20 protein-coding genes and 1 pseudogene are annotated in these 20,630 nt (G+C 66.8%); 3 read left to right on the top strand and 18 right to left on the bottom strand.

Features of this window, described 5'->3' with window-relative positions; genetic code table 11:
* Positions 1–2: 2 nt before the first annotated feature.
* From kdsB to AC3ARF_RS06515, 15 genes and pseudogenes are all read right to left on the bottom strand, one after another.
* Positions 3–770: a 3-deoxy-manno-octulosonate cytidylyltransferase gene (gene kdsB, locus AC3ARF_RS06585; protein ID WP_498931410.1), complete on the bottom strand. Its 768-nt coding sequence runs from the start codon at positions 768–770 to the stop codon at positions 3–5.
* The gene (lpxK, locus tag AC3ARF_RS06580; protein ID WP_498931407.1) at positions 767–1,816 is read right to left on the bottom strand and encodes a tetraacyldisaccharide 4'-kinase; all 1,050 of its coding nucleotides are present in this window, start codon (positions 1,814–1,816) and stop codon (positions 767–769) included. Before lpxK ends, kdsB begins: the two co-directional genes overlap by 4 nt.
* A complete protein-coding gene (gene msbA / locus AC3ARF_RS06575; RefSeq protein WP_498931405.1) occupies positions 1,813–3,561 on the bottom strand; it encodes a lipid A export permease/ATP-binding protein MsbA in 1,749 nt (582 codons plus the stop codon). Before msbA ends, lpxK begins: the two co-directional genes overlap by 4 nt.
* Positions 3,558–3,995 carry an ExbD/TolR family protein gene (locus AC3ARF_RS06570; RefSeq protein ID WP_498931402.1) on the bottom strand — a complete coding sequence of 146 codons (438 nt, stop codon included), beginning with the start codon at positions 3,993–3,995 and terminating at the stop codon, positions 3,558–3,560. The genes msbA and AC3ARF_RS06570 overlap by 4 nt, the downstream gene beginning before the upstream one ends.
* A gap of 3 nt (positions 3,996–3,998) precedes the next feature.
* Positions 3,999–4,661, bottom strand: coding sequence for a MotA/TolQ/ExbB proton channel family protein (locus AC3ARF_RS06565; RefSeq protein ID WP_498931401.1), 663 nt, complete (start codon positions 4,659–4,661; stop codon positions 3,999–4,001).
* Positions 4,555–7,042 (bottom strand): annotated as a pseudogene (locus AC3ARF_RS06560) (DNA internalization-related competence protein ComEC/Rec2); the annotation flags it as partial. The pseudogene AC3ARF_RS06560 and the gene AC3ARF_RS06565, both read right to left, overlap by 107 nt.
* 5 nt (positions 7,043–7,047) lie before the next feature.
* A complete protein-coding gene (gene lolD / locus AC3ARF_RS06555) occupies positions 7,048–7,785 on the bottom strand; it encodes a lipoprotein-releasing ABC transporter ATP-binding protein LolD (protein WP_498931399.1) in 738 nt (245 codons plus the stop codon).
* The gene (locus AC3ARF_RS06550; RefSeq protein ID WP_498931397.1) at positions 7,778–9,022 is read right to left on the bottom strand and encodes a lipoprotein-releasing ABC transporter permease subunit; all 1,245 of its coding nucleotides are present in this window, start codon (positions 9,020–9,022) and stop codon (positions 7,778–7,780) included. The genes lolD and AC3ARF_RS06550 overlap by 8 nt, the downstream gene beginning before the upstream one ends.
* 432 nt (positions 9,023–9,454) lie before the next feature.
* Entirely contained in the window at positions 9,455–9,703 is a 249-nt protein-coding gene (locus AC3ARF_RS06545) for an FAD assembly factor SdhE (RefSeq protein ID WP_498931783.1), read from the bottom strand.
* A gap of 26 nt (positions 9,704–9,729) precedes the next feature.
* On the bottom strand, positions 9,730–10,152 hold the full coding sequence (locus AC3ARF_RS06540; RefSeq protein WP_498931395.1) for an MAPEG family protein: 423 nt from the start codon (positions 10,150–10,152) through the stop codon (positions 9,730–9,732).
* 100 nt (positions 10,153–10,252) lie between these two features.
* Positions 10,253–11,035, bottom strand: a complete 783-nt coding sequence (locus AC3ARF_RS06535) for a succinate dehydrogenase iron-sulfur subunit (RefSeq protein WP_498931393.1) — start codon at positions 11,033–11,035, stop codon at positions 10,253–10,255.
* Between the two features lie 16 nt (positions 11,036–11,051).
* A complete protein-coding gene (gene sdhA / locus AC3ARF_RS06530; RefSeq protein ID WP_498931391.1) occupies positions 11,052–12,845 on the bottom strand; it encodes a succinate dehydrogenase flavoprotein subunit in 1,794 nt (597 codons plus the stop codon).
* Positions 12,846–12,879: 34 nt separating this feature from the next.
* A complete protein-coding gene (gene sdhD / locus AC3ARF_RS06525; protein WP_498931389.1) occupies positions 12,880–13,278 on the bottom strand; it encodes a succinate dehydrogenase, hydrophobic membrane anchor protein in 399 nt (132 codons plus the stop codon).
* On the bottom strand, positions 13,275–13,682 hold the full coding sequence (gene sdhC / locus AC3ARF_RS06520; protein WP_498931387.1) for a succinate dehydrogenase, cytochrome b556 subunit: 408 nt from the start codon (positions 13,680–13,682) through the stop codon (positions 13,275–13,277). Before sdhC ends, sdhD begins: the two co-directional genes overlap by 4 nt.
* Before the next feature lie 84 nt (positions 13,683–13,766).
* Positions 13,767–13,943, bottom strand: coding sequence for a DUF1674 domain-containing protein (locus AC3ARF_RS06515; protein ID WP_498931385.1), 177 nt, complete (start codon positions 13,941–13,943; stop codon positions 13,767–13,769).
* A gap of 29 nt (positions 13,944–13,972) precedes the next feature.
* On the opposite strand from AC3ARF_RS06515, the gene ygfZ reads away from it, so the two are divergent.
* Positions 13,973–14,842, top strand: a complete 870-nt coding sequence (ygfZ, locus tag AC3ARF_RS06510) for a CAF17-like 4Fe-4S cluster assembly/insertion protein YgfZ (RefSeq protein ID WP_498931383.1) — start codon at positions 13,973–13,975, stop codon at positions 14,840–14,842.
* Positions 14,843–14,949: 107 nt separating this feature from the next.
* Here ygfZ and AC3ARF_RS06505 read toward each other — a convergent pair whose 3' ends face one another.
* The 3 genes from AC3ARF_RS06505 to AC3ARF_RS06495 all read right to left on the bottom strand — a co-directional run bounded on the left by AC3ARF_RS06505 (position 14,950) and on the right by AC3ARF_RS06495 (position 19,462).
* Positions 14,950–17,232 (bottom strand): thiamine pyrophosphate-dependent enzyme, encoded by a 2,283-nt coding sequence (locus AC3ARF_RS06505; protein WP_498931381.1) that lies wholly within the window; start codon positions 17,230–17,232, stop codon positions 14,950–14,952.
* Between the two features lie 103 nt (positions 17,233–17,335).
* The gene (locus AC3ARF_RS06500) at positions 17,336–18,499 is read right to left on the bottom strand and encodes an acyl-CoA dehydrogenase family protein (protein ID WP_498931379.1); all 1,164 of its coding nucleotides are present in this window, start codon (positions 18,497–18,499) and stop codon (positions 17,336–17,338) included.
* A gap of 144 nt (positions 18,500–18,643) precedes the next feature.
* Positions 18,644–19,462, bottom strand: coding sequence for a glycine zipper 2TM domain-containing protein (locus tag AC3ARF_RS06495; RefSeq protein WP_498931377.1), 819 nt, complete (start codon positions 19,460–19,462; stop codon positions 18,644–18,646).
* Between the two features lie 162 nt (positions 19,463–19,624).
* On the opposite strand from AC3ARF_RS06495, the gene AC3ARF_RS06490 reads away from it, so the two are divergent.
* Positions 19,625–19,846 (top strand): DUF6116 family protein, encoded by a 222-nt coding sequence (locus AC3ARF_RS06490; RefSeq protein ID WP_498931375.1) that lies wholly within the window; start codon positions 19,625–19,627, stop codon positions 19,844–19,846.
* Position 19,847: 1 nt separating this feature from the next.
* Positions 19,848–20,624, top strand: a complete 777-nt coding sequence (locus tag AC3ARF_RS06485; RefSeq protein ID WP_498931781.1) for a TatD family hydrolase — start codon at positions 19,848–19,850, stop codon at positions 20,622–20,624.
* Positions 20,625–20,630: the final 6 nt, after the last annotated feature.

The following is a 20,630-nucleotide window of genomic DNA, read 5'->3' as shown; positions in this document are numbered from 1 at the left end:
GTTCAGTGGCTCCGGCTGGCGACCCGCGCCTCGGCCCGCGCGAGGTCCTCGGGCGTGTCCACGCCCGCTGGGAATGGCTCGGGGGTAAGCGCCACGGCAATGCGGTGCCCGGCTTCGAGCACGCGCAGCTGCTCCAGCGACTCCACCATTTCCAACCGACCCTGCGGCATGGCCGCGAACCGCCGAAGGAAGCCGGCGCGGTAGCCGTAGATGCCGATGTGGCGCATCCATACGTCGTCGTCGGGCAGGAAGGTGCGATCCTTGGCGAACGCATCGCGCGGCCAAGGCAACGGGGCACGGCTGAAGTACAGTGCGTCGCCACTCTGCGCGGTGACCAACTTGACCGCGTTGGGGTCGAACAGCACTTCGACATCAGTGATCGGCGCGGCCAGCGTACTCATTGGCGCACCGCTGTCGCGCACCAACTCTGCCACCAGGCGAATTCCGGAGGCCGGTGCGAACGGCTCGTCCCCCTGGAGATTCACGACGATCGTGTCGTCGGACCAGCCGGCGATCGTGGCGCATTCGGCCAAGCGGTCGGTGCCGGAGGCATGGTCAACCGAGGTCATGGCCACGCGCACGCCACAGCCGTCGAGCGCGGTGGCGATGCGCTCGTCGTCGGCCGCAACCCAGACTTCGCGGGCGCCGGCCGCCAGCGCTCGACGCGCAACGTGCAGCACCAGCGGCTCGCCGCCCAACAAGCGCAGCGGCTTGCCGGGCAGGCGCGAGGCGGCATAGCGGGCGGGAATGGCGACAACAAAATCAATCATGGCGAGGCGTGCTGGTAGGCGGTGCGGGTCTGGGACAGTCGGGTCAGCAGCGCCACCCAGAACGCCTCCGGCAATTCGGCGTCGATGGGCACGCTGTAGAAAAGTTCGGAATCGAACTCGGCGCACTTGACCGCGTCTTTCTCGGTCATCAGCACCGGCAGGCGGCTGCCGAACTCGAAGTCCTCGCGGGTGTAGCGATGGTGGTCGGCGAAGGCATGCGGCACCACGGCGATGTCGAAACCACGCAGCATGGTGAAAAAGCGCTCCGGATCGCCGATACCGGCCACGGCATGCACGCGCTGGCCGGCAAAGTCGGACAACGGGCGTGGGCGCCCCCCGGCCATTGGCAGCGCGTGTTCGGCACGCAGGCGCATCGGCCATTCGCCAAAACCGGTTTCACCATTGAGCGTGGCCGTGCCGGGCCCACCGAGATTGACCACGCGGAAGTCACACTGGCGGCCGCGCTCGGGCAGCTCGCGCAGGGGGCCGGCTGGAAGCAGTTGCCCATTGCCGTAGCGTCGGCGCGCATCGATGACTTCGATCTCGACGTCGCGATGCAGCGCGTAGTGCTGCAGGCCGTCATCGCAGACCACGATGTCGCAGCCGGCCTGCGCGAGCGCCAGGGCCGCATCAGCACGACGCACGTCCGCCCGCAAGCGGACACCCGTACGGCGCACGATCAGCGTCGGCTCGTCCCCGCCCTCGAGGGGTGTAGTCCCCTCTTCCACCCACAGCGCGCGCTTGGCGTTGTCGCGGCCGTAGCCCCTACTGGCCACGCCCGGGTTCCAGCCCGCCGCGCGCAGGCGCTCAACCAACGCGATGGTGAGCGGCGTCTTGCCCGCCCCACCGGCGGTGATGTTGCCAACCACCACCACGGGGATGCCGGGATGGTGGCGGCGCAACAATCCGATGCGATAAAAACGCCTGCGCAGTGCACCCACTGCGCCATACAGGCCCGCGAGCACGCGGGCGTGCAGGGGAACGGAGGTATCTCCGTACCACCACGCCGGATGATGATCGCGGGGCGCGCCTTGCGATCCGCTCATTGAGCCTCTCGGAACTGCATGCGGTGAAGATGAGCATAAAGCCCGTCACGCGCCAGCAACTCGGCGTGCGTGCCGCGCTCGACGATGCGGCCTTCGTCCATTACCAGCACCTGGTCAGCGTGCTCGATGGTGGACAGGCGATGGGCAATGACCAGCGTTGTGCGGTTGGGCATCAGGTGTTCGAGCGCATCCTGCACGAGGCGCTCGGATTCCGTATCCAGGGCAGCGGTGGCCTCGTCCAGGATCAGGATGGGCGCGTCCTTGAGCATCGCGCGGGCAATTGCGAGGCGCTGGCGTTGGCCCCCGGACAGGCGACCGCCCTTGATCCCGATGGACGTCCGGACGCCGTCGGGCATGCGCTCGACGAATTCCATCGCGTTCGCACCCCTGATCGCGCGCTCCAGCCCCTCGGGCGGGGCCTGCTCCATCTCGCCATAGGCCACGTTGGCGGCAACGGTGCCATCGAACAGCATCACCTGCTGTCCCACCAAGGCGATCTGCCGCCTGAGGTCAGCCAGTCGGTAGGTGTCGACCGGCACGCCATCGACCAGGATCTGGCCGGATTCCGCCTCGTAGAAGCGGGGGATCAGCTTGATCAGGCTGGACTTGCCGCTGCCGGACCGACCGACGATGGCGGTGACGGTGCCCGGGCGGGCGATGAAGCTGACGTCGGCCAAGGCAGGCTGCGCCTGATCCGGGTAGCGCGCCGTCACTTCACGGAACTCGACCAGGCCCTGTGCCCGCTCGATCGTACGGGTACCGTGGTCCGGCTCGTCCGGGGCATCGAGTACCGAGAACAGCCGCTGCGCCGACGCGACGCCCCTCTGCAGCATGCCCTGGACGTTGGTCAGCTGTTTGATGGCGGGGATGATGGCCATCATCGAGGTCATCAGGACCACGAAGCCACCCGCACTGAGCTGCCCGGCCAAGGCCTCGCGCCCCGCCATGAACAGCAGCGCGGCGAGCCCCACGGACCCCATGAGCTGCACCATCGCCGAGGAGATGCTGCGGGTGGATTCCACCTTCATGCTCAGGCGGAGGTGGGTGTTGGCCTGCTCGGTATAACGCCTGAGTTCGGCGTCCTGCGCGCCATAAACCTTCACTTCCTGCTGGTTGGACAGCGACTGGTCCGCAAGCTGCAGCAACTGCCCGCTGCTTTCCTGGATGCGATGGCTGATGCGGCGGTAACGTCGGCCGACCTTGTCCATGATCCACGCCAACGGCGGCGCGAGCACCAGCACGGCCAACGTGACCTTCCAACTGGCGTGTAGCATCACGCCCAGCATGACCAGGACCTGCAGCGCCTGCTGCAGCATGACCTTCATCGCGTCGATGGCGGCGGCGGCCATCTGGTCGCTGTCGGAGCCCAGGCGCGTCAGCATCGACGGCACCGGCTCGCTGTCGAAGCGCAGCCCCGGCAGCCGGAGGTACTTGCCCAACACCTGCACCCGCAGGTCGCGGGCAATACCACGGCTGGAACGCGCCATGGACATGTCGGTAACGTAGCCCGCGATGCCACGCAGCACGAACAGAGCGACGATCTGCAGCGGCAGCAGCAGGCTCATTTCGGCGTTCTTGCTGATGAACGTCTCGTCGATGATCGGCTTCATCAGCATGGTGAAGCCACCGGCGGCAGCCGCCTCGATCAATGCCGCCACCAGCCCAGCGAGCAGCAGCGGGCGGTATGGCCGGGCAAATGCGATCAGTCGCCGGTAGGTCTCCCACGGCGAAGAAGCGCCACTCATTCGCGCCCCTCGGTAGTCGCCTTCGGCGCCGGGGCAGTAGCGATCATGATCCGCTGGAAACCAAGCTGACCCAGGGCGTCGTAAGCAGTGACCACGGCCTGGTGCGGCGTGCGGGCATCGGCGCGCAACAGCACGGGGCGTTCGCGATCGTTGCCGGCCACTTCGGCAATGGTTGCCTTCAACGAATCCAGGTCGTCACGCAGCACTTCACGGTCGTGCACGAAATATCGGCCGTTGGCATTGACCAGGATGGACAGCGCCTGGTTCGACTCGCTGGCCTTGCCGCTGGCGCGCGGCAACTCCAGCTTCAGCACGCTACGTGCGTCAAACGTGGCGGTGACCACGAAGAAGATGATCAACACCAGGATCACGTCGATCATCGGGACCAGGTTGATCTCCGGCTCATCGTCGGCGCGGTGGTCGCGGATGCGCATGCGTCAGCTCGCGCTCACCGGCGGGGTGATGCCATGGGCGCCTGCCGCGACCTTCGCCGAAGCCGCGCGCGGCTCGATGGTGTCCAGCAGCAGGATGGCCTCGGACTCCATGTCAACGATGTACTCGGCGATGCGGCCACGGAACCACCGATGCGCCATCAACGCGGGGATGGCCACGATCATGCCGGTGGCGGTGCACACCAGCGCCTTGCCGATACCACCGGCCAGCTGGTTCACGTCGCCGATGCCGTGGTCGAGGATGCCCAGGAACATCTGGATCATGCCCACCACGGTACCGAACAGGCCCAGCAGTGGACCCGCGGCGGCAATGGTGCCCAGCGTGTTGAGGTAGCGCTCCATCCGGTGGACCAGATGGCGGCCCACGTCCTCGATCCGCTCGCGGATCTGGTCCCGCGGGCGGTTGCGAACGTCCAGCGCGGCGGCCAGCAGTGTGCCCAGCGGCGAAGTGCTGCGGAGGGTGTCGATGTGGGCGGGGTCCAGCTTGCCGCCCGCGGCCCACTCGCGCACTTCCTTGCCCAGCCCGGGCGGGATCACCGCCTTGCGCCGCAGGGTCCAAGCACGCTCCACGATCAGGGCCAGCGCGAGCGCCGACAGGATCAATAGCGGAATCATCGGCCAGCCGCCTGCCTTGACCAGTTCCAGCACTCGTAAACCTCCGGCACGCAGCCGTCTCAATCCGACCGATAGGATAGCCCAGCGCGGCCCTGCTCCACCCGCTGCTCCGCATCCCACAAACGCCGGTGTGTTGCCCGTCGCGTTTCGGGCTCCAGGGCGCCCTGGCCCAATCTGAACGTGATGGCCCCGGCCCGCGCGGTATCCCAGACGGTGGCCCCGGCGTCGCGCCAGCGCTGGACGATGCTGGGGCGCGGGTGCCGGAACAGGTTGCCATGACCGGTGGACATGATGGCGTGGCGTGCCCGGGTCGCCGTGACGAAAGCCGGATCCGAGGAGGTCTCGCTGCCGTGGTGGGCGACCACGACGACGTCGGCCACCAGTGCCACTGGGTCGCGGCGGACCAGTTCGCGCTCGATGATCTCGCCGATGTCGCCGGTGAGCAGCAATACGCCTTGCCGCGTCTCCACCCTCAGCACGCAACTGGAGTCGTTGGCCAGATAGGGGAAGTACGGAGTCGGGTGAAGGAAACGGAACTTCACCCCATCCCACGACCAGCCTTGTCCGGCCACGCACATGCGCGCGCCCTCCAGTCCAGCCCCTTCGGGGGCCTCCAGTAGCGGCAGCTGATACGCCGCGCGCACCGCCTCGAGACCACCTGCGTGATCGTTGTCGGCGTGGCTGACCACGACCCGGTCGATCCGGCGCACCCCTCGCGCCCGCAGCGTCGGCAGCACTGCCCGCTCGCCGGCGTTGAACCCGTCCCGCATAGCGGGGCCGGTGTCGTACAGCAGGGTGTGGCGGGCGGTCCGCACCAGCACCGACAGCCCCTGCCCGACGTCGATGACCGTGACCTCCGCCGAGCCGTGTGCGGGCAACTGGCGATCCGGCCACAGCAGCGGCAGCCAGAGCAGCACCGCGAGCGGCTTCCCGGCGACACCGCGCGGCAGCAACAACCAGAACGCGCCCAGCAGTGCCAATGGCATGGCGAACCACCGGGACTCCGCCACCCACCACAGCGCCAGGGGGCTGCTGCCAAGCCATTCGAACAAGGGCCAACTGAGGTCGAAGCACCACGCCGCCGCGCGCAGGGGCCAAGCGCCCAGCCCTGGACTCAGCGACTCCAGCGCGGCACCCAGCAGCGAGAGCGGCACGACCACCAGGCTCCACCAGGGCACGGCGACCAGGTTGGCGAGCGGGCCCGCCATCGACACCTGCCCGAACAGCAGAACCGCCATCGGCAACAGCCCCACCGTGGCCACGCCCTGCGCGGACAGGAACTCCCGCACGGGCTGGCGTCCTCCCTGCGGCAGGCACCACATGAGCCAGGCCACGCCCATGAAGCTCAGCCAGAAGCCGGCACCCAGCACGGACAGCGGGTCGTAGAGCAGCACCACGATCACCGCCAAGGCCAACGTGTCGAATGGCGATACGCGGCGGCGCGCGCCCAGCGCCAGTGACACGGCGGCAATCATGAGGGCGGTGCGTACGGTCGGCACCGCGAAGCCAGCGCCCGCCGTGTATGCCACGGCCCCGAGCGTCGCCCCCAGCGCCGCTGCCACCTGTCGCGGCACCCATTTGGCCAGCGCGGGCAGCACCCACCACAGCGCATACACCAGCATCGCGAAGAACCCCGCGACCAGCCCCACGTGCGAGCCCGATATGGCGATGAGATGGGTCAGGCCGTTGGCGCGCAGCAGCGTCCAATCCTCGTCACTGATCGCGCGGGTGTCACCGATTGCCAGTGCGCGGATGAAGCGCGAAGTGTCGCCTGGAATGGCGCTGGCGATTCGCGCCGAAACCGACTCGCGCCACGACTGCAAGCCACGCGCCTCGGCGAGGCGATGGGCCGTGCGCGGCTGGCGCACCTGGGCATTGGCGGCAATCCGCCAGGCGAACGCATGCTTTTCCGCGTCGGACCCGCCGGCGTTCCGCAGCCCTCGCGGTGCCTTGAGCCGAACCTTGAGCCGCCACCGCTGGCCTGCCTGCACACCACCGCGCATCGACGCATCCGTGTCGGACCACGAGACGCGCACGCGATGGCCGCGCAAGGGCTCAGGTTGCGACAGTTCATCGTCCACCTTGAACAGGAAGCGCGTCTGCCGAGGTTCGTGCTCAGGCAGATCCACCACCGTGCCGCTGATAGTCACGACCCGCTTTTCCCATGCCGCGGGCAACTGCATCGCCAATGTGTGGCCCGCGTGGAGCCCGGACAAACCGAAACCCACCAGCAAGGCGCCAGCCCATCGCCAGTGGCCTGCCTTGAGCCACAGCAATCCGCCTGCCAGCAGAGCCATCAGGCACCAGAGTCGAGCCGGCGGCAGCATCGGCCATAACAACAGGGCGGCCACACCACAAAGCAATGCCGCCGCGGTGGCGATTCCGAAGGGCGGCGTCCCTGCCGCGCTGTCCATGAGGCCTAGACCTCGTCAGGCATCAACTGCCGGAGCTTGCCCTCGTGCAACTCCATCACCCGGTCCAGCCGCCTGGCCAGGCGACGATCATGGGTCACCAGTACCAGGCTGGTCCCTTGCTCGCGGTTGAGCCCCAGCATCAGGTCGAAGACGGTGGCGGCGGTCTTTTCGTCGAGATTGCCCGTGGGTTCGTCGCCAAGCACGCACGCCGGGTTGTTGACCAGCGCCCGCGCGACGGCGGCCCGCTGGCGCTCGCCGCCGGACAGTTCGCCGGGCTTGTGCTGCAGACGGTGCGACAGACCGACCGCCTCAAGCAGCATGGTCGCGCGCTTGCGCCCCTCGGCCACGTCCGCGCCGCTGAGCAGCACGGGCAACATGACGTTCTCCACTGCGGTGAACTCGGGCAGCAGGTGGTGGAACTGGTAGACGAAGCCCAGTGCGCGATTGCGCAGTGCGCCGCGCGCCTTGTCCGACAGCGCATTCATCCGTTGGCCTGCCACGAAGACTTCACCCGCGGTCGGCGTATCCAGGCCGCCGAGCAGGTGCAGCAGCGTGCTCTTGCCTGCCCCGGATGCGCCCAGGATGGCCACCGTCTCACCCTTGCGAACGGACAGGTCCAGCCCGTCGAACACTGGCGTGCGCAGCTTGCCCTCGGCATAGGTCATGCCCAAGCCCTGGCACCTCAGGACGGCATCCGCCGCGTTCGTGTCGGTCACGGATTGGATCACTACCGGGTCACTCATAGCGAAGCGCCTCTGCCGGTGCGGTGCGTGCCGCTCGCCATGCCGGATAGATTGTCGCGAGGAACGCCATTACCAGCGCGATGACCGCGATCATGGTGACGTCACTCCCCTGCAGATCGGTGGGAAGGCCGGTGACGTAATACACGTCGGCCGGCAGCAACTGGTAGCCGGTGAGCTTCTCGATTCCGAACAGGATGCCCTCCAGGTTGAGGGTCAACAGCACACCGCCCACAACGCCGAGCACCGTGCCAATCACTCCGATCAGCGAGCCCTGCACCATGAACACCTGCATCACGCCGCCAGGCGACAGGCCCAACGTGCGCAGGATGGCGATGTCCGCCTGCTTGTCCGTCACCAGCATCACCTGCGAGGACACCAGGTTGAACGCGCCCATGGCAATGATCAGCGACAGCAGCACCGCCATGATGGTCTTCTCCATCTTCAGCGCCCGGAACATGTTCGCGTTCTCGCTGGTCCAGTCGCTGACCCGGTAGACCTCGCCCAGGTTGAGCGCAAGGTCGCGCGCCACGTTCCAGGCCTGGTCCATGTCATGCAGCTTGAGGCGCACGCCGGTCACGCCCTCGCCCATGCGCAGCACGCGCTGCAGGTCCTGCATGTGCACGAAGGCCATGCCCTTGTCGTATTCGTTGTAGCCGGCCTCGAAGATGCCGCTGACGGTGAAGCGCTTGAGCTGCGGCAACGCGCCCATCGGCGTGCTGCGGAAGTCGGAGGTCATCATCGTGACCTTGTCACCGACACCCACGCCCAGCCACAACGCCAACTCCTTCCCGAGGATGATGTTGAACGATCCGGGCTGCAGCGACCCGAACTTGCCCTGCACCATCCGGTCGGCAATGACCGAGACCTTGGGCTCCTCGGCGGGTACAACGCCGCGGACCATGGCCGGCTGGTTGCGGGCGCCGGTGAGCAGGGTCTCCTTCTCCACATACGGTGCCGCGCCGGCGACGCGCTTGTCGGCTGCCGCCAGCTTCACCGCCTGCGGCCAATCGCGTACCGGCTCGCCGTAACCGCTTACCGTGGCGTGGGCAACCATCTGCAGCATGCGGTCGCGGATCTCGCGCTGGAAGCCGCTCATCACCGCCAGCGTGGTGATCAGCGCGGCCACCCCCAGCGCAATACCGAGGATGGACGCAAGCGAGATGAAGGAAATGAAGCCATTGCGGCGCTTGGCCCGAAGGTAGCGCAGGCCGATGGCCACTGGGATGGGTTTGAACATGGCGGCTATGGTGCCATTGAACTCCGTGATGGCGAAGTCGCGCGTTCGCGCAGGGCCAGCCGGAGTTCACGCCGGGCCGGCGCGGTGATGACATCCGGCCAGAACACCGTCCGGACCAGACGTCCCCCAGGCCCCCGGCCGCGGAGGAAGCCCACCCGGCCACGCCAGACAACCTCAAGGGGGGCCAGCGGGATGCCATCAAACAGCGCGGGAGCTGGCTCGTCAGGGGAATCCTCAGGCGCCAGCGGAGGCAACACCAGCGAGCACCTGGGTCTCTGCCATTCCCGAAGGGCTGCCCGCGCGGCATACGCCAGGACCAGCGGGGTACCCATCCAGGCCCACTCCCGCGGCACGTCGCTGGCGAACAATGCTGCCGTCGCCACCACCCCGAGCAGCCCGAGGATCAGGGCCAACTGGCGCGATCGCCCCCACTCAAGGTGGCAACTGGCGTATCCGCTGGACGAGCGCGTCGAGCTCCGTGTCACTGGCGGCCTCATGCCCCATGAACCAGTGCCAGAGTTTATCGTCCTCGACTTGCAGTAGCCGTAGGAAGACCTCCCGATCGCGTGTAGGCGATTGCCGCCAGGCGCGATCCAGGTACCGGTCGAACATCTGGTCGAGCTCGCGCATGCCGCGGCGGCACTTCCAGCGCAGCCGCCGCAACTCGGCCTCGTCGTCCACAAGGGGGGTATCGGTCATGAGTACATTCATCCAGTCAGCAGGCCAACCGCGAGGTACGCCCACAACAGCCATAGCGCCATTCCGCCCGAAACATACGCCGCGAAACGATGCATGACCTTGTTGTAGGTCACCTGGATCGCGCTGTGGACCACGCGCAGGGCGACAAATGCCCAGGCCAGCCCCAGGCTGATGCCATCCACCATTCCGATACGGTCGGCCACGACCAGGGCGACATAGAACAGGACCGGCAGTTCGAACAGATTGCGGAAGTTGTCCGCGGCCCGGCTGTCGGTCAGTAGCGCCGCGGCTTGGGCGGACGTCGCCACCTTCTGCGGATGGATGCGCTCGCGCCTCATCTGGCCCACGCGCATGAAGCACATGCTCCACCAGACCACGAAAGTCAGGACGGCCATGGCCAGTGCGGGCAGGAATATCGCTCGGTCGTCCACTGCGGCGTCTCCAGGGATTCGGCCCGAATGGGCACGGTGGTGGGACTATAAACAACCGGGCCCGCGCATGGCGGGCCCGGAAATCCACATCACCAGTGGGTCAGACGCGTCGCGCCAGCATCAGCTTCTTGATCTCGCCAATGGCCTGCGCCGGGTTCAGCCCCTTCGGGCAGGTGCGGGCGCAGTTCATGATGGTGTGGCAGCGGTAAAGCTTGAACGGGTCTTCAAGGTCGTCCAGGCGCGCACCGGTGTCCTCGTCGCGGCTGTCGATGATCCAGCGGTAGGCCTGCAGCAGGATCGCCGGGCCCAGGTAACGGTCACCGTTCCACCAGTAGCTCGGGCAGCTGGTCGAGCAGCATGCGCACAGGATGCACTCGTACAGTCCGTCGAGCTTCTTGCGGTCTTCCGGCGACTGCAGGCGCTCGCGGTCGGATGGCGTCGCGCTCTGCGTGCGCAGCCAAGGACGGATCGACGCGTACTGCGCGTAGAAGTGGGTCAGGTCCGGCACCAGGTCCTTGACCACTTCCATGTGCGGCAATGGGTAAATCGGAACGTCGCCCTTGCCACAGTCATCGATGGCCTTGGTGCAGGCCAGCGTATTGGTGCCGTCGATGTTCATCGCGCACGAACCGCAGATGCCCTCGCGGCACGAACGCCGGAAGGTCAGGGTCGGGTCGATCTCGTTCTTGATCTTGATCAGCGCGTCCAGGACCATCGGGCCGCAAGTCGCCATGTCCACCTCATAGGTGTCCACGCGCGGGTTCATGCCGTCGTCGGGGTTCCAGCGGTAGACCTTGAAGGTGCGCGGCTGCTTGGCGCCAGCCGTCGGCCAATGACGGCCCTTCTGGATCTGCGAGTTCTTCGGGAGATTGAATTCAGCCACGTGTGCTCGCTCCAGATCAGTAAACGCGCTTCTTCGGCGGGATGACGTCGACGTCGCCGCTGAGCGTGTACATGTGCACCGGGCGGTAGTCGATCTTCGTGTTGCCGGCGTCGTCCACCCAGCACAGGGTGTGCTTCTGCCAGTTGGCGTCGTCGCGCTCCGGATAATCCTCGCGGGCATGGGCGCCGCGGGACTCGGTGCGGTTCTCGGCCGACACGATGGTCGCCAGCGCCTGGTCCAACAGGTTGGACAACTCGAAGGTCTCGATCAGGTCCGAGTTCCAGATCAGCGAACGGTCGGTGACCTTGACGTCGGCGAAGGAGGCGTGGATGTCGCGGATCTTCTTCACGCCGTCGGCCAGCGTCTCGCCGGTGCGGAACACCGCGGCGTCGGCCTGCATGGTGCGCTGCATCTTGTCGCGAATGACCGCGGTCGGCGTGCCGCCCGTGGCATTGCGCAGCTTGTCCAGGCGATCGAGTGCCTTGTCGCAGGCATCGCTGGCCAGCTTGGCCTGCTTGCCGTCGCGCTTCACGGTCTCGGCCGCGCGGTTGGCGACGGCACGCCCGAACACCACCAGGTCGAGCAGCGAGTTGGAGCCCAGTCGGTTGGCGCCGTGCACCGAAACGCACGCGGCTTCGCCAATGGCATACAGACCCGGCACCACTTCATCCGGATTGCCGTTCTTCAGCTGCACCACTTCGCCGTGATAGTTGGTGGGGATGCCACCCATGTTGTAGTGCACGGTCGGGATCACCGGGATCGGCTGTTTCTCCACGTCGACGCCGGCAAAGATGCGCGCCGACTCGGCGATGCCCGGGAGCTTCTCGTGGATGACCTCGGGGCCGAGGTGGGTCAGGTCGAGCAGGATGTGGTCCTTGTGCTCGCCGACGCCACGGCCTTCGCGGATCTCGATCGTCATCGAGCGGCTGACCATGTCGCGCGGGGCGAGGTCCTTCACGCTCGGGGCGTAGCGCTCCATGAAGCGCTCGCCATTGCTGTTGCGGAGGATCCCGCCTTCGCCGCGCACGCCTTCGGTGATCAGGCAGCCCGCCCCGTAGATGCCGGTCGGGTGGAACTGCACGAACTCCATGTCCTGCATGCCCAGGCCGGCGCGCAGCGCCATGCCGCCGCCATCGCCGGTGCAGGTGTGCGCGGAGGTCGCGGAGAAGTAGGCGCGGCCATAACCGCCGGTGGCCAGCACCGTGCCCTGCGCCTTGAACAGGTGCAGCGTGCCTTCGGCCATGTCGAGGGCGAGCACGCCACGGCAGGCGCCGTGCTCGTCCATGATCAGGTCGAGCGCGAAATATTCGATGAAGAACTGCGCGTCATGCGCCAGCGATTGCTGGTACAGGGTGTGCAGGATCGCGTGGCCGGTGCGGTCGGCCGCGGCGCAGGTGCGCTGGGCCGGCGGACCTTCGCCGAAGCGGGTGGTCATGCCACCGAACGGACGCTGGTAGATCCTGCCGTCTTCGGTGCGCGAGAACGGCACGCCCTGGTGTTCAAGCTCGATGATCGCGGGGATGGCCTCCCGGCACATGTACTCGATGGCGTCCTGGTCGCCCAGCCAGTCCGACCCCTTGATGGTGTCGAAGAAGTGGTAACGCCAGTCGTCCTCACCCATGTTGCCCAGCGCCGCGGCAACGCCGCCCTGTGCTGCCACGGTGTGCGAACGGGTCGGGAAGACCTTGGTGATGCACGCGGTCTTCAGGCCCTTCTGGGCGAGGCCGAAGGTGGCGCGCAGGCCGGCGCCACCGGCGCCGACGACCACCATGTCGAAAGTGTGTTCCTGGATCTTGTAGGCCGATGCCATTGATCAGAGTCCTCTAGGCTGGGCGGGCGGTGGCTTACAGGCCGCCCAGCGCGATACGGATGACGGCCAGCACGCTGGCGATCGCAGCGAGGGCGCAGATGAAGCGGATCACCAGTTGCGATGCCACGGCCAGGCCCGGCGTGTGCACGTAGTCCTCGACGATGACCTGCAGGCCAAGCTGCGCGTGCCAGAACATCGCCACGAGGGACGCGACCAGCACGGTGGCGTTGAACGGGTTGGCGACGGCGGCGCGCACGGTGGCGTAATCGGCACCGGCGTTGAACACCACCAGCCCCAGCACGTACAGGCCGAGGAAGACCAGCGCGATCGCCGTGATGCGCTGGACGATGAAATGGTGCGTGCCTTCCTTCGCCGAACCGAGGCCGCGGGCGGTCTTCAGCGGGTTGCGGAGACGGGAGTTGTTAGTGCTCATGCACCACCTCGCTGCATCATGGCGACGATCCAGATCAGCGCGGTGACAGCGAGGCTGCCGAATATGCTGACCCAGCTGCTGCGCACGAAGGCTTCAACCTTGAAGCCGTAGCCGGCGTCCTGCAGCAGATGACGGATTCCGTTGATCAGGTGGTAGGCCAGGGCCCAGCTCCACCCGAACAGGACCAGGAAGCCCAGCGGGGAACGGGCGCAGGCAGCCACTTCGGCCCACTGCTCGGGACCCGCTGCCAGCTTGAGCAGCGCCGCCGCGATCAGCAGGCTGCCAACGGCGAGGATGACACCGGTCGTGCGGTGCAGGATGGACGTCACCATTTGAACCTGCCAGCGGTAAACCTGCAGGTGTGGCGACAAGGGACGTTCGCGAACGCGTGGGTTATCGGCCATGAGCGTGCGTTGTCTCTCGGCTGGGCGGCGGGGCCGCGTGGCGGGACTATGAAGCGGCGGGAAGTGCGGGATGCGGGTCGGGCGTCAGAAGTCGATGCAGCGGCCGTTCTTTTCCCAGTCGCCGTAGCGAACAGGGTCCAGTCCCTCGCGCCCGCCGTGTTCTTTCGGCGTGTCCTGGGTCGTGTCGGGTTGGGTAACCGGCTCGGCCGCGGGCTGGAGCGAGGGGTCGGAAGCTGCGTCTTGAGCGCGTTGACCTATCATCTGAACCCTGAATGTTAAGCCCCGCACCCATGACAGACAAGTCGCACGCCACGCTCGACGGGCTTTTTGCCCTCTCCAACCATCGTCTTATGGCCCTCACGGGACGCGATGCGGTGGCCTTTGCGCAGGCGCAGTTCATGAACGACGTCAGCCTGCTCGGCAACGGGCAGTGGCAGTGGAACGGCTGGTTGACGCCCAAGGGTCGGGTGATTGCGCTGTTTGCGCTGCTTCGCCTGGACGACGAGACGCTCTGGCTGATGCTGCCGGATGCGGACCCGGCGACAGTGGTCGACGCTCTGAAACGGTTCGTGTTTCGCAGCAAAGTGGCCATCGCCGTTCGCAATGACCTGCATGTCGCAGGGCGATTTGCCACGCCACTTTGCGCGAGCGGGGCGACCTTGTCTGGGGATGCCGGGGGCGGGCTGGAACTGGATATGAGTGGATCAGCCCCCCGAACATTGTGGATCTCGCCCTCGCCCGCCCTGCCCGCGCCGGCGCTTGAGGCCGCGTGGACCGCCGCCGACCTTCGCCACGGGGTGCCGCGCCTGCCGGCGAGCCAGGCGGAACACTGGACGCCACAACAGCTGTCGCTGGAGCGCCTGAAGGCCTTCAGCGTCAAGAAGGGCTGCTACCCCGGTCAGGAAATCGTGGCCCGCACCCATTTCCTGGGCAAGGCGAAGCGCGGGCTGATGCTGATTTCCGCGGCCAAACCGATTGAGGCCGGCAGCGAAGTGCGTGCCGATGATGCGGTCCTGGGCCCCGTTGTATCGGCAAGCGCTGACGGGACGCACTGGAGCGGTCTGGCCGTGGTGCCGCTTGAGCGGGATGCAGCCGCCTCGCTGATGGTGCATGGCCACCCGGTTACCGAAGAGCCACTGGCGGAAGGTCTCGCCCGCTGAGGCCATCGGGCGCCCACGGGCGCCCGTTGCGATCGAAGTGCCCGAGGAGCGCCGCTGAGAGCAGACGGCGCCGTGCAAAAAGGCTGTTTGTCGCTGGGGCCAGAGCCCTAGGCCAACCTGTCTGCTGCCGCGACGATGTCATCGTCAGACGGAATCACCAGGAAGGCCGCCCCTGCCAGCGGTGTATAAGTGTCGGCACCTACCACCCGCTGGAACGGACGGGCGCTGTAGCCGCCCTCGGCGATCGCGGTGACAACGCCCTCGCCCACCCCGGCACTGTGGCGGCCTTCGTCGACCACCAGGATCCGCTTGGCGCTCCTGGCCTGCTCGCGGATGTACTGCTCGTTGAGCGGCACCAGCCAGCGCAGGTCCACTACCCTCGCCTTCCAGCCGTGCTTCTGCTCGATGCGACGCGCAGCACGCAGGCTCATCGGCACGCCATTGCCATAGGTGAAGATCACCAGATCATCCCCGTCGCCACCGCTCTCGGGCGCGTAAACGCGGCCCTCGCCCAACGTCATCGCCTCACCCGGGGCCGGATAGGTGGTCAACCACTTGCCGTCGCCCGGCTCGTACAGATCCTTGGTCATGTACAGAGCGATCGGCTCGAGGAACACGCTGACGCGGCCATCGACCTTGGACAGCGCGGTCAGCGTGCGCAGCATTGTTGCCGCATCATCGCCACGCGACGGGCAGCCCACCACCAGCCCGGGGATGTCACGCAGCGCGGTGATCGAGTTGTCGTTGTGGAAATGGCCACCGAAGCCGCGCTGATAGCCCAGGCCGGCGATGCGCACCACCATCGGGTTGGCGTACTGGTTGTTGCTGAAGAACTGCAGGCTGGCCGCTTCGCCGCGGATCTGGTCGCAGGCGTTGTGGAAGTACGCGAGGTACTGGATCTCGGGGATGGGCAGCATGCCCATGTTGGCGAAGCCCTGCGCCATGCCCAGGATCATCGTCTCGTCCAGCAGCGTGTTGAACACGCGACGCGGTCCGAAGGCCTTCTGCAGGCCCTTGGTGACGGTGTAGACGCCGCCCTTCTGCGCCACGTCCTCGCCGAACAGCAGCGTGTCGGGGTACTTGGCGAAGGTGTCGTGCAAGGCCTGGTTGATCTGGATGGCCAGATGGCGCGGCGGCTGGTTCTCCGGCAGCTTGGCCTCGCTGCCGAAGGCGGCGAGGCGGCGCTCGGCGTAGTCGGCGCGCTCGGCCTCGGCCATGACCTTGTCGGGGGTGTACGGCGCCAGCGGCGCGACCACGTCGGCCAGCGAATCCAGCTTCGGCCGGCGATCGGCCTCGTCGGCCGCGGCGAAGCACTTGCGACGCGTGGCCTCGTACAGTTCCAGCACCTCGTCCTTGCTCATCAGCCCGGATTCAATGGCGATGGCGGCCGAACGCAGCAGCGGATCGGAAGCCTCCACCGCGCAGAGCTCTTCGACGCTGCGCCATTCGATCTCGAAGTCCGTACCGGCGTGACCCATGATGCGCGTCGTGCGCAGGTGCAGGAACGTCGGCCGGCGCGTGCGGCGGCAGTGTTCCACCGCCGCCTGCACCTGGCCATAGCCCGCTGCCAGATCAAGGCCATCGGCGAAGAAGTAGTCCAGGTCCGGCCGGTTGCGCATGCTTTCGGCGATCCAGCCGGTCGGCGTCTTGACGGAAATGCCGATGCCGTTGTCCTCGCAGACGAACAGCACGGGCGCCGGAAGCTTCTGGTACGCGGTCCAGGAGGCCGCGTTGAACGCGGTCTGCGCGGTGGCATGGTTAGCCGATGCGTCGCCAAACGAGCAGATGGCGATGCTGTCATCCGGGATGGGTAGTTGCACGCCCAATCGCTTGCCGGCCTCGATGGCGACCGCGGTGCCCAGCGCCTTGGGCAGGTGCGAGGCAATGGTCGAGGTCTGCGGCAACACCCACAACGGCTTGCTGCCCCACACTTTGTGGCGGCCGCCGCTGGCCGGGTCGTCCTTGCTGGCCGCGAACGACAGCGCCGAATCCATGATCGGGTCCATGCCCGGCAGCTTGCGGAAGCGTTCCGCCATGAAGCCGCCGGAGCGGTAATGCAGGAACGCCGGATCGGTGTGGCGCGCCGCCCGCGCCACCATCGCGTTGCCCTCGTGCCCCGAGGAACCAATGGTATAGAAGACCTTGTTCTGCACACGCAGCACACGCGCCATCAGGTCGAGGTGGCGGCTGACCAACTGCGACTCGAACAGGTCGCGGAAACCCTGCGCGTCCAGCGCACTACCGTCGAGGATCGGCTCGCCCGGCGCCGGCCGAGCCTGGCGCTGGCCGTCCCATCCCTTCACGAACTCGGTGAAGTTGACGTCGCAGATCTCGGCGCGGTTGAGGCCCTTCATGCGGGCCGGAATGGGGTTCGGAACGTTGGCGAACATGCGGAAGGGGCTCGGTAAAGGCGCCCCCGCCCGCACGTCGCTTTGGGCCGTGCCGGCGCGGGGCGCAGGTTCGTACCCGCGCCACGCCGGCGCGGGCCGGGAATCAGAACGCGTTGATGCCGGTCAGCTCGCGACCGATCACCAGCTGGTGCACCGTCTCGGTGCCCTCGTAGGTGATGACCGATTCCAGGTTGAGCGCGTGGCGGATCGCCGAATGCTCGGTGGTGATGCCGGCGCCGCCCAGCAGGTCGCGGCACTCGCGCGCGATATCGATTGCCATGCGGCAGTTGTTCCACTTGGCCAGTGACACCTGCGCGGGCTGCATGGTGCCGGCGTCCTTCAGGCGGCCCAGTTGCAGCACCAGCAGCTGCGCCAGCGTGATGCGGCGGGCCATTTCGGCCATCTTGATCTGCGCGCTCTGGGTGGCCGCCACCGGGCGATCGAAAAGGATGCGCTCCTTGGTGTAGGCCAGTACTTCCTCAAGGCACGCAATGGCCGCGCCGATCGGGCCCCAGGTGATGCCGTAGCGAGCCTGGGTGAGGCAGCCCAGCGGGCCCTTCAGACCCTTGACGTTTGGCAGGCGGTTGGCTTCCGGCACGCGCACGTTGTCGAAGAACAGCGCGCTTGTGACCGAGGCGCGCAGGCTCATCTTGTGCTTGATTTCCTGCGCGGTGAAGCCCGGCATGCCCTTCTCGACCACGAAGCCCTGGATGCCATCCTCGGTCTGCGCCCAGACGATGGCGATGTCGGCCACGTTGCCGTTGGTGATCCACATCTTGGAGCCGTTGAGTACCCAGTCACCGCCATCACGCTTGGCGTTGGTCTTCATATTGGCCGGGTCGGAACCGCCGTGCGGCTCGGTCAGGCCGAAGCAGCCGATGACCTTGCCCGCCGCCATGTCCGGCAGCCAGCGCATGCGCTGTTCTTCGGAGCCATAGGCATAGATGGGGTACATGCACAGCGAGCTCTGCACGCTGACAAAACTGCGGATGCCGCTGTCGCCGCGTTCCAGCTCCTGGCAGATCAGGCCGTAGCTGACCCCATTGAGGCCTGCACAACCGTACTTCTCCGGCAGCGAGGAACCCAGCAGGCCCAGCTCGGCGATCTCCGGCACCAGTTCCTTCGGGAAGCGGCCCTGGTCGAAGGCGTCGCCGATGATCGGCAGCACGCGCTCGTTGGTGAAACGCGCCACGGTGTCCTGTACGGCGCGCTCTTCTTCGGTGAGCAGGGAGCGGACGTCGAACAGGTCAAACGGGTTCAGGGCCATGGACGCACTCGGCAGCGGGCAAAGGAAAGTCGCCATTGTAGCGGTGCCTGATCGCGCGGGGCACCCCGCAATGCCCTGCAAAAACAGAACGGGGCCGGATGGTCCGGCCCCGTCTGGGATGACACGTCCTGATTGTCAGCGCTGTCAGCCGTTGCTGCTGGTACCGGCCGCAGCCGCGGTCTGGGTAACCACTTCACCGTTGACAACCGGCAGGCGCTCGCCCACTGGACGCTCTTCCATGCGCACCGTGCGCTCCTGACCCTGGTAGCGATAGGTCACGTCATAGCCAACCACCGCGTTCTCGCTGCCCAGGGAGATGCGGCTGCCGGGCTTGCTGCTGGTACGCATCGTGCCGGTGGTGCCGTCCGGGTTGCGGAAGGTCACGTTGTAGCCCACGACCTTGGACGACTGCGATGTGTCGGTGACGGTGCGGCACTGGCGCTCCGTGCGGCTGGTAACCTTGCCGCCGACATGGTTGCGGTCGACGCGGTTGCCGATGTAACCACCCGCGACCGCGCCGGCAACCGTTGCGGCCTTGCGACCGTCGCCACCGCCGACCTGGTTGCCCACGGCCGCACCGATGAGCGCACCGGCCACGGTGCCGCCCACGTTGCCGTCGCGCTCCGGGGCACGTTCCTGCACGGCCACGTCTTCGCAGACTTCACGCGGCGTGTTGGTGGTGCTGGTCTCGCGGATCGCTTCCGTGCCGAGCACCGTTGCGTACTGCGCCTGCTTCTCGTTGACCGCCTTGACGTTCAAGACATCGGCGTACTCAAGCTGGTTCGGGTCGATGGCGCTGTTGGCACCCGCGTCCATACCAATCGACGGTGCCGGCTGGCCGTTCGTCGCGGTGGTGAACTGGGCGTCCTGGGCATCATCGCCCTGGAAACTGTTGTAGGCCGCCACCGCCACACCGCCGACCACCAGCGAAGCGAGTGCAACAGCAAGCATGTTCTTGTTCATGGAGCCTCCTGCGGCGGGACAGTCCCGCGGATGTGTTGGGGGCATTGCAGCACCCCCAACCTGAATAAGTACATAGCCAACGCCGCGAGACTGTCGCAAATGTGAACGGGGCACGGATCGCGTGATAGCGTGCGCACAGTCCCACCCGCAATCGAGCTCGCCATGGCCAACCCGCTGCTCCTTCCGCTGCTCAACTGGGCCCGCAAGCTTCGTTATCCCACGCTGTTCAAGCTGACGGCCGTCGCATTTGCGATCAGCGTGCTGTGGCCGTTTGATCCCATTCCATTCATCGACGAGATCGTGCTTGGCCTGGGCACCCTCCTCTTGGCCAACTGGAAGAGCCGCAAGCCACCGTCAGACCTTGCCGACACGTCCCGCCGATGAGCTGGCCATGCTGGTCGATACCCACAGCCATCTAGATGCACCCGAATTCGACGCCGACCGCGATGCGGTAATCGCACGTGCCCGCGCCGCCGGTGTCACGCGCCAGGTACTCCCCGCCGTGGAGGCGGAATCGTGGCCCAAGCTGCGTGAAATATGCCGCACCCACGCAGGCCTCTTTCCCGCCTACGGCCTGCACCCGATGTACCTGGCGGCACACCGCCCCGCGCACCTTGTTGAATTGCGCGATTGGATAGAACGCGAGCGTCCGGTAGCGGTGGGCGAATGCGGCCTGGATTTCTTCGTGGAAGGTCTGGACCCGCGCGCGCAGGCCACCTACTTCGAGCAGCAACTGCGGCTTGCCCGCGACTTCGACCTGCCCGTGATCGTGCATGCGCGAAGGGCCGTCGATCAGGTGATCGCGGCGATTCGTCGATTCAGCCCGCTGCGCGGCGTGGTGCACAGTTTTCCGGGCAGCCGGGAGCAGGCTGACCGACTGCATGCGCTCGGATTTCTTGTCAGCCTCGGCGGACCGGTTACCTACGAACGCGCGAACCGACTGCGGAAGCTGGTCGCGGGGCTGCCCATCGAGATGTTGATGCTGGAGACGGATTCTCCCGACCAGCCCGATGCCGGCATCCGCGGACAGCGCAATGAACCGGCGCGGATCACCGCGATCCTCGACGTGGTCGCGCAGCTTCGCGGCGAGACGGCGGACGCAGTTGCCTCAGCCACCAGCCTCAACGCAGAGCGTCTGTTCCGGCTGCCGACGGCTCCATAGGGATTC

The organism is Lysobacter sp. KACC 24251 (genome assembly GCF_057747755.1).
This window is presented reverse-complemented; position numbering and strand designations above follow the sequence as displayed.

Excerpts from the sequence above, each read along its gene's own strand:
- sdhA (WP_498931391.1), bottom strand. The coding sequence starts at position 12,845 with ATGGCATCGGCCTACAAGATCCAGGAACACACTTTCGACATGGTGGTC.
- ygfZ (WP_498931383.1), top strand. The coding sequence starts at position 13,973 with ATGACAGACAAGTCGCACGCCACGCTCGACGGGCTTTTTGCCCTCTCC.
- AC3ARF_RS06490 (WP_498931375.1), top strand. The coding sequence starts at position 19,625 with ATGGCCAACCCGCTGCTCCTTCCGCTGCTCAACTGGGCCCGCAAGCTT.
- AC3ARF_RS06500 (WP_498931379.1), bottom strand. The coding sequence starts at position 18,499 with ATGGCCCTGAACCCGTTTGACCTGTTCGACGTCCGCTCCCTGCTCACC.
- msbA (WP_498931405.1), bottom strand. The coding sequence starts at position 3,561 with ATGAGTGGCGCTTCTTCGCCGTGGGAGACCTACCGGCGACTGATCGCA.
- lpxK (WP_498931407.1), bottom strand. The coding sequence starts at position 1,816 with ATGAGCGGATCGCAAGGCGCGCCCCGCGATCATCATCCGGCGTGGTGG.
- lolD (WP_498931399.1), bottom strand. The coding sequence starts at position 7,785 with ATGAGTGACCCGGTAGTGATCCAATCCGTGACCGACACGAACGCGGCG.
- AC3ARF_RS06550 (WP_498931397.1), bottom strand. The coding sequence starts at position 9,022 with ATGTTCAAACCCATCCCAGTGGCCATCGGCCTGCGCTACCTTCGGGCC.
- AC3ARF_RS06505 (WP_498931381.1), bottom strand. The coding sequence starts at position 17,232 with ATGTTCGCCAACGTTCCGAACCCCATTCCGGCCCGCATGAAGGGCCTC.
- sdhD (WP_498931389.1), bottom strand. The coding sequence starts at position 13,278 with ATGAGCACTAACAACTCCCGTCTCCGCAACCCGCTGAAGACCGCCCGC.
- sdhC (WP_498931387.1), bottom strand. The coding sequence starts at position 13,682 with ATGGCCGATAACCCACGCGTTCGCGAACGTCCCTTGTCGCCACACCTG.
- AC3ARF_RS06515 (WP_498931385.1), bottom strand. The coding sequence starts at position 13,943 with ATGATAGGTCAACGCGCTCAAGACGCAGCTTCCGACCCCTCGCTCCAG.
- AC3ARF_RS06570 (WP_498931402.1), bottom strand. The coding sequence starts at position 3,995 with ATGCGCATCCGCGACCACCGCGCCGACGATGAGCCGGAGATCAACCTG.
- AC3ARF_RS06495 (WP_498931377.1), bottom strand. The coding sequence starts at position 19,462 with ATGAACAAGAACATGCTTGCTGTTGCACTCGCTTCGCTGGTGGTCGGC.
- kdsB (WP_498931410.1), bottom strand. The coding sequence starts at position 770 with ATGATTGATTTTGTTGTCGCCATTCCCGCCCGCTATGCCGCCTCGCGC.